At 48.5% G+C, this 2,944-nt stretch carries 3 protein-coding genes and 1 tRNA gene; 2 read left to right on the top strand and 2 right to left on the bottom strand.

From position 1 onward, the window contains the following. Positions 1-17 precede the first annotated feature (17 nt). Positions 18-89, bottom strand: a tRNA-Gly gene (locus tag WCO51_11795). Between the two features lie 257 nt (positions 90-346). On the opposite strand from WCO51_11795, the gene panB reads away from it, so the two are divergent. Next, positions 347-1,141 carry a 3-methyl-2-oxobutanoate hydroxymethyltransferase gene (panB, locus tag WCO51_11790; protein ID MEI6513936.1) on the top strand — a complete coding sequence of 265 codons (795 nt, stop codon included), beginning with the start codon at positions 347-349 and terminating at the stop codon, positions 1,139-1,141. A gap of 2 nt (positions 1,142-1,143) precedes the next feature. Beyond that, a complete protein-coding gene (gene panC / locus WCO51_11785; GenBank protein MEI6513935.1) occupies positions 1,144-1,989 on the top strand; it encodes a pantoate--beta-alanine ligase in 846 nt (281 codons plus the stop codon). Between the two features lie 7 nt (positions 1,990-1,996). On the opposite strand, the gene WCO51_11780 is transcribed toward panC, so the two are convergent. Next, a complete protein-coding gene (locus WCO51_11780) occupies positions 1,997-2,776 on the bottom strand; it encodes a hypothetical protein (GenBank protein MEI6513934.1) in 780 nt (259 codons plus the stop codon). Positions 2,777-2,944 lie beyond the last annotated feature (168 nt).

Genomic DNA, 2,944 nt, shown 5'->3' with positions numbered 1-2,944 from the left:
GCTGACCAAGCGAAAAGAGCGGGCGATGGGAATCGAACCCACGACGCATAGCTTGGGAAGCTATCGCTCTGCCGCTGAGCTACGCCCGCTCGTAAAAGAACTTACTCCATCATAGTACCATAGACTAGAGCGTGGGTCAATGTCGAAATGAGTAATCCTTATGGGTTTATGTTATCGTGAGTATGGATTTCGGATTTGACCATCTGTAGTCCCCCTTTGAAAGGGGGACAAATTGCGGTTCTTTTTGGCTTGCCCCCTCCCTTCACTTCCCCGCCCGGCGTCAGTGGAGGGTTCGGCTTCTGCTTTACGCCTTTAGCTTTTTGCCTAATAAGGTATTATCAAAAGTATGAGCAGAGAGAAGATGACCGCTCCTAAGATTGCTAATAAGAAGCGGCTAAATGAAAAAATTGTTTGTATAACGGCCTATGACTGCCCGATGGGGCGGATTGCCGATGCAGCGGGGGTTGACCTGATACTCGTTGGCGATTCGGTCGGTAATGTCGTACTAGGGTATGAGAATACTCTTCCTGTTACTATGGAAGAGATGCTCCACCACACCCGCGCTGTACGCAGGGGCGTTAAGAACGCTTTGTTAGTAGCCGATATGCCCTTCATGTCCTATCAGGCAAGTGAAGATGAAGCTATTCGTAATGCGGGGCTTTTTATTAAGGCCGGCGCTGAGGCGGTGAAGGTCGAGGGGGGAATATCGGTTGCTCCCCTTATCAAACGGTTGACCGATATCGGAATTCCGGTGATGGGTCATGTGGGAATGACCCCACAATCGATCAATAAATTTGGCGGTTATCGAGTTCAAGGGCGCGGGACACAGTCCGATATAATCGCTGCAGACGCGAAAGCCGTCCAGGAGGCCAGGGCATTTTGTGTGGTCTTAGAACTCATCCCCGCTGTTGTCTCCGAGCGTATTACCCGCGAGCTTAAAATTCCGACAATCGGAATAGGCGCAGGTCCTGATTGTGATGGTGAAATCCAAGTCATCAATGACCTGCTCGGGCTTAGCGGCGAAACCCTCAAACACACCAAGTGTTACGTAGATGCTGGGGATCTATTTGCAAAAGCGCTTGAAACCTACAGCCGTGAAGTGCGAGAACGGCAATTCCCTACCGAGGAAAATACTTTTTAAAGATGGATATTTTAAAAACGACCGCTGAAATCCGGGCATGGGTTAAAGAGCAGCGGGAAAAAGGCTTTGCCATTCATCTAGTCCCTACGATGGGTTATTTCCACGAAGGGCATCTCACGCTGATGCGTCAGGCACAAGCTCCCAACGCCAAAGTCGTCGTCAGCCTCTTTGTTAACCCCAAGCAGTTCGGTCCACTTGAAGATTTATCCGTCTACCCGCGCGATATCCCCCGCGATTCGGCGATGAGCGAGTCGGCTGGAGTCGATGCGATGTTTATTCCGCCGGTCAAAGAAATGTATCCATCCGGATTTCAGACAACCATTGCCCTGCCTGAAATTTCAAAAGGCCTCTGCGGTAGATACCGTCCAAGCCATTTCCCCGGTGTAGCGCTGATTGTGCTCAAGCTATTCAACCTCGTCCAACCCGATCGTGCCTATTTTGGCCAAAAAGATTACCAACAGCTTCAAGTCATCAAGCAATTGGTAATCGACCTGAACCTGCCAGTGAAAGTGATCGGCTGTCCCATCGTACGAGAAGAAGACGGCCTGGCGATGTCCTCACGAAACATCTACCTAAGCCCCGAAGAGCGCGTGCAAGCCACCGTTATCAACAAATCCCTCACCCGCGCTCAATCTGTCGTCAAAGCCGGAGAGCGCGATACGGACTCTCTCATCGAACAAGTCAAAGAGTGGATATCCCAATCCCCTCTGGCGAATATCCAATACCTAGAAATCGTCCACCCCGACACCCTAGACCCCATCCACACCATCGAAGATCAAGCCGTCCTAGCCATAGCCGTCCATTTCGGCAAAACCCGCCTAATCGACAACATTCTGCTAGAGTCATAGGTAGGGTTTAGGGATGCGGCTCGCTAATTTTCCAATTCACCCCTTTTTTCAGAGTCCAATAAGCAGTAGCTGCCATCCACTGATAATTTGCATCTCTACTGTTTAGAGCAACATCGCGATATATCTGAATGGCATGAACTTTTTCACTTGGGATAAAATGTAATGAATAAGCTAGCCTCAACTGCGCCTTATCCCGATCATATTCACTCGTCCTCCTCATTTCATCCATTAAAAACGGAATTGCTCTAACATCACCTCTCTTGGCCAAGGTTCTTGCCGCTGTATCGTCAAGCCGACCATATTTCCCATTCATTATATTAAAAAGCGCTTGTGTTGCTGCCTCGCCTGGAATATATCCAATCATCCCTACTGCCGCTCCTGGTGATCCATAATTACCGGGATCCTTATACCCCTCAATTAATACCGGCAAAGCACGTGGATCGCCTATTTCCGCCATTATAAAGGCAGCGTCGTATTTTTGCTTCAAATTTGGGCTACGTAATTGCTTAATTAGATATTGCATAGCTCTCAGATCATGAATTTTCGCCAGGCACTCAGTTACATATTGCTGATCATTTCCGCTTTTCTTTAGCAGAGAGGCACAATATTCAATCGCTTTTTTATCCCCTCGAAGGCACAACACATATGCCGCTGATAGTTTATTACGCTTTTTGTTTCCTGCGAATGCTTTTTGAAGAAACTTGTCCGCCTCCTTTCCAGGAATATACTTAAAGAGATAAACAGAAAAGTCCTCCTTACTTCTGAGCATCGCTTCATAATATGGCAAGACCAGCGGGCTTCCTAGCTCAGCTAGAGTTTTATTAATATCCCAAGTATTAGTACCATCCTTCTCGTCCCACCCCTCCCTAAGCGCCTGCTCTAATACCGGTCGGGCTCTTCGATCACCTTCAAATCCAATTGAACAGGCAGCGCGATACCGCCAACGCTTATTGCC

This window comes from bacterium, assembly GCA_037131655.1.
Lineage (GTDB): Bacteria > Armatimonadota > Fimbriimonadia > Fimbriimonadales > JBAXQP01 > JBAXQP01.
This window is presented reverse-complemented; position numbering and strand designations above follow the sequence as displayed.